Source organism: Streptomyces tauricus (assembly GCF_014650955.1).
Lineage (GTDB): Bacteria > Actinomycetota > Actinomycetes > Streptomycetales > Streptomycetaceae > Streptomyces > Streptomyces tauricus.
In genome coordinates this window covers 1-4,907 of the sequence record NZ_BMVY01000084.1, presented here as the reverse complement: position 1 = coordinate 4,907, position 4,907 = coordinate 1, and the positions used below count along the sequence as shown (strand labels likewise).

Annotated in this window: 1 protein-coding gene; it reads right to left on the bottom strand. The window is 71.9% G+C overall.

Annotated elements, in window-relative coordinates:
- Positions 1-4,907, bottom strand: a 4,907-nt coding sequence (locus IE278_RS41555; RefSeq protein ID WP_189780220.1) for a type I polyketide synthase, incomplete at both ends; no start/stop codon positions are given.

Below are 4,907 nucleotides of genomic sequence, written 5' to 3'. Positions count from 1 at the left end.
ACGTAACTCTTGCCCGGACGACCGGGCTCGGGGTCGAACAGCCCGGCCAGATCCCAGCCCCGCGCGGTGGGGAGACCTGAGACGCCGTCGACGCCGTCCGCGACGAGTTGCCACAGGTCGTCCGGCGAGACGACGCCGCCGGGATAGCGGCAGGCCATGCCCACGATCGCGACCGGCTCGTCGTCGACCGGCGTCCGTAGTACGAGGGCGGACCCGGTGGACGACTCCGAGCCCAGGATGCCGAGGCCGTCGAGGAGTTCACCGAGCAGGTGGTCGGACAGCACCTGCGGCGTCGGGTAGTCGAAGACCAGCGTCGCGGGCAGTCGCAAGCCCGTCGCCCGGTTCAACCGGTTGCGCAGTTCGACAGCGGACAGCGAATCGATACCGAGGTCGCGGAACGCGCGTCCACCGTCGACGTCCTGCGGTCCCGCGAACCCCAGGACGTGCGCGGTCTGGGCGCGCACGGTCTCCAGGAGGACCGGCCGGCGCTCGGCCTCGGGCAGCGCGATGAGCCGCTGCCGCAGCGCCGCCGCCTCCCGCGTACCCGCTGCGGCCGTCCTGCGTCGGCGTCCGGACACCAGGCCCCGCAGGATGTGCGGCAGCTCGTCGCCGGCGGCGGCGAGCGCGTTCGTGGCCAGCCTGATCGGCACGAGCAGCGGCTCGGTCGTCCGGACCGCGGTGTCGAACAGGTCGAGGCCCTGTTCGGCGGAGAGTCCCTCCACCCCGGACCGCGCCATCCGCTGCACATCGGAACCGGCAAGCCCGCCGGCCATGCCCTCGGCGTCCGTGGCCCAGGGCCCCCAGGCGAGCGACTGGGCGGGCAGGCCATTCGCCCGCCGATGAACGGCCAGCGCGTCCAGGAAGCCATTGGCAGCCGCGTAGTTGCCCTGACCCGGAGCACCCAGCACGCCCGCCGCCGACGAGAACAACACGAACGCCGACAAACCCATGTCACGGGTCAGCTCATGCAGATGCCAGGCCGCGTCCACCTTCGGACGCAACACCGTGTCCACCCGCCCCGGCGTCAGGGACGAGATCACCCCGTCGTCCAGCACCCCGGCGACATGCACCACACCCGACAACTCACGGCCCGACACCAACGCCGCCACCGCATCCCGATCGCCAACGTCACAGGCCACCGCCTCGACCTCGGCACCCAGCCCGGTCAGCTCCGCACACAACTCCCCGGCCCCCGGAGCCTCCGCACCTCGACGCCCCACCAACACCAGACGACGCACACCATGCTGGACAACAAGATGCCGCGCCACGAGCCCACCCAGCGCACCGAACGCACCCGTCACCAGAACGGCCCCGGTGTCACCGCTGAAGAGGGGTGTCGCGGTGGCCCCATCGTCCCTGTCGGCCGGGTCCTCCGGCGGGGAGAACCTGGCCAGGCGCGGGATGTGAACGACACCCTCACGCATCACGAGCTGGGGTTCGTCCAGCGCTGTCGCGTCGCCGGTCAGGCGGGACAAGTCCGCGGGGGCGTCCGTGTCCACCAGGAGGATGCGGCCCGGTTCCTCCGACTGCGCCGACCGCACCAGACCCCACACCGCCGCACCCGCGAGGTCCGTGACGTCCTCGCCGTCGAGCGCGACCGCACCGCTGGTCACCACGGCCAGCCGGGACCCGGCGAACCTGTCCTCGGCCAACCATGCCTGTACGACTTCGACCGTACGGTGCACAGCGGCACGCACCTCGCCGGCGTCACCGCCCGTGTCCCCGCTCGTGACCGGCAGCACCACGACGTCCGGCACCTCGGACGCGTCGGCCAGGTCGTCCCACAGCGACCAGGGCACCTCGGGCCCCGGGCCGGATCCGGTCGGGGTCCACCCCAGCCGGTACAGCGAGTCGTGAGACGTGGGTGTGACGGCGGTGAGTTGCCCGGCCGACAGCGGGCGCGATACCAGGGAGTCCACGGTCAGCACCGGGCCGCCCGCCTCGTCGGTCAGCCGCAGCGCCATCCCGCCCGAGTCCGTCGGCGTCAGCCGCGCCCGTACGGCCGAGGCCCCGGAGGCGAACAGTCGTACGCCGTTCCATGTGAACGGGAGGACCATCTCGTTCCCGGCCTGGTCGTCCCGGGTCACCAGAGCGGTGTGCAGGACGGCGTCGAGCAGCGCGGGGTGCATGCCGAACGCGCCCGCCTCCTCAAGCGCGTGCTCCTCGTCCTGCGGCAGAGCTACTTCCGCGAACAGTTCGTCGCCGCGCCGCCACACCGCCCGCAGTCCTTGGAACAGCGGTCCGTAGTCGTAGCCGGCAGCCGCGAGTTCGTCGTAGGCGCCGTCCACCGGCACCGCAGTCGCGCCCGGTGGCGGCCAGGTCTCCTCGTCGGCCGACGGTTCCCCGGCCTCGTCGCCGAGGACGCCGGTGGCGTGGCGCACCCACACCTGGTCGGTGGCGTCGGCCTGGGAGTAGACGCCGATCACCCGCCGGCCGGTCTCGTCGGCGGCCTCCACCACGACCTGCACGGCGACACCGCCGTACTCGGGCAGCACCAGGGGTGCCTGAAGTGTCAGCTCCTCGACCACGGGGCACCCCGCGTGGTCACCCGCGTGGACGGCCAGTTCCAGCAGCGCCGTCCCCGGCACGACCACCCCGCCCAGCATGCGGTGGTCACTGAGCCAGGGATGGGAGTCGGCCGACAGCCGGCCGGTCAGCACCAGCACACCGGAGCCGGGCAGGCCCGTGACCGCGCCGAGCAGCGGATGGTCGACCGGCCCGAGGCCCAGCGAGGTCGCGTCGCCGCTCGCCGAGGCATCGAGCAGCCAGTACCGGTCGCGTTGGAAGGCGTAGGTGGGCAGGTCGACCCGTGCGGCGCCGCGGTTGTCGAACAGTGCCGCCCAGTTCACCGGAGCCCCGTCGGCGTGCAGCGTGCCGAACGCGGTGAGCAGTGTGGCGGTCTCGGGCCGCTCGGCGACCAGAGTGGGCACGGCCACCGTGACGTCGGAGGCATCCAGGCACGCTTGTGCCATGGCGGTCAGGACTCCGTCGGGTCCCAGTTCCAGGAAGCGGGTGACCCCCTCGTCGTGCAGGGTCCGGACGCCGTCGGCGAACCGGACCGCCTCACGGACATGCCGCACCCAGTAGTCGGCCGAACCGAGGTCCTCCGCCGGGCCGCCCGTCACGTTCGAGACGACCGGGATGGCGGGTGCGTCGTAGGTGACGGTCTCGGCTACTTCGCGGAAGTCGTCGAGCATCGGATCCATGAGCGGGGAGTGGAAGGCGTGCGAGACCCGCAGACGACTCGTCTTACGACCCAGCGCGCTGAAGTGGGCTTCGATGGCCGAGACTTGGGCGTCCGCACCGGACACCACCACCGAGGTCGGCCCATTCACCGCCGCGATGGCCACCTCCGCTCCGCCCAGCAGCGGAACGACCTCGTCCTCGCTCGCCTGGATCGCGACCATCGCCCCACCCGAGGGCAGCGCCTGCATCAACCGGCCCCGCGCGGCGACCAAACGCGCCCCGTCCTCCAGCGAGAACACCCCGGCCACATGGGCCGCCGCCAACTCACCGATCGAATGACCCGCCACGAAGTCAGGCCGTACACCCCACGAAACGAGCAACCGGAACAACGCCACCTCGACCGCGAACAAGCCCGCCTGCGTGAACACCGTCTGCCCCAGCAGCTCCGGATCGGACCACATCACCTCGCGCACCGGGCGGTCCAGATGCCGGTCCAACTCGCCACACACCTCGTCCAGCGCCGACGCGAACACCGGAAAGGCCTCGTACAACTCCCGTCCCATCCCCGCCCGTTGCGCACCCTGACCCGAGAACAGGAACGCCGTACGGCCGGAGTTCGCCGTTCCCCGCACCACTCCGCGGCCGGTTTCACCCTCCGCCAACTCGTCCAGCCTGGACAGGAGTTCGTCGCGGTCCCGGCCGATCACCACGGCACGGTGTTCCAAGTGCGCGCGCGAGGTCGCCAGGGAGAAGGCGATGTCCTGGGGCGTGAGGTGCCCTTCGGCCCGGACGAACGCGGCCAGTCGTTCGGCCTGGGCGCGTATCCCCGCTTCACCGCGTGCGGAGATCGGCCAGGGGACGACCTCCAGCGGTACTCCGGGTTCCCTGTCGGTTTCCGCCTCGACGGGTGGTGCCGCTTCGACGATCACGTGGGCGTTGGTGCCGCTGATCCCGAACGAGGAGATCCCCGCCCGCCGCGGACGCCCCTCGGTCCGAGGCCAGTCCCGGGTCTCGGTCAGCAACTCCACGTCGCCGGACGCCCAGTCCACATGGGGCGTCGGCTCGTCCACGTGCAGGGTCCGTGGCAGGACGCCGTGCTCCATGGCCTTGACCATCTTGATGATCCCCGCCACACCGGCGGCCGCCTGGGTGTGACCGATGTTCGACTTGATCGAGCCGAGCCACAGCGGACTGCCCTCCGGGCGGTCCTGCCCGTACGTCGCCAGCAACGCCTGCGCCTCGATCGGATCACCCAGCGTCGTGCCCGTACCGTGCGCCTCCACGGCGTCCACCTGGTCCGACGACACACGCGCGTTGGCGAGGGCCTGGCGGATCACGCGGCGCTGGGACGGGCCGTTCGGGGCCGTCAGGCCGTTCGACGCGCCGTCCTGGTTGACCGCGGAGCCACGGACGACGGCCAGCACCGGGTGACCGTTGGCGCGCGCGTCCGACAACCTCTCCACCAGCAGCATCCCCGCGCCCTCACCCCACGAGGTGCCATCGGCCCCGGCCGCGAACGACTTCGCCCGCCCGTCCGGAGCCAGACCCCGCTGACGGCTGAACTCGACGAAGACATCGGGGGTCGCCATCACCGCGACGCCGCCGACCAGCGCGAGGGAGCACTCGCCGGAACGGAGCGCCTGCACCGCCAGGTGGAGTGCCACCAGTGAGGAGGAGCAGGCGGTGTCGACGGTGACCGCCGGGCCCTCAAGCCCGAGCGT